This window comes from Pseudomonas sp. AC083, assembly GCF_979253165.1.
The window spans coordinates 1-277 of sequence record NZ_CEEDDH010000114.1; the positions used below are offsets into that span (position 1 = coordinate 1).

At 37.9% G+C, this 277-nt stretch carries 1 protein-coding gene; it reads left to right on the forward strand.

Translation table 11 applies throughout. The features are described from left to right. Positions 1-136 precede the first annotated feature (136 nt). Positions 137-277, forward strand: a 141-nt coding sequence (locus tag AC0IXA_RS27420) for an RNA-binding S4 domain-containing protein (RefSeq protein WP_471814898.1), incomplete at its 3' end; no start/stop codon positions are given.

Genomic DNA, 277 nt, shown 5'->3' on the forward strand with positions numbered 1-277 from the left:
GCTGCTGTGTGAGTGCACAGCAGCTTTTCTTCTCGTTTTCCATGCTTTCTTTTATCCCAGTTCGCTTTCCCCCTTTCCTTCTTGTCTTGTTTTTTAGTACAATTAGATATTAGTGATATTGAAAGAGGTCGATACAATGCCTAATCTTATAACCATTGAAACAGAAATGATTACATTAGGGCAGTTTTTGAAATTAGCCGAAGTCATCCAATCTGGCGGAATGGCGAAATGGTTTTTAAGTGAACATGAGGTGTTCATTAATCAAGAGCCAGATAAT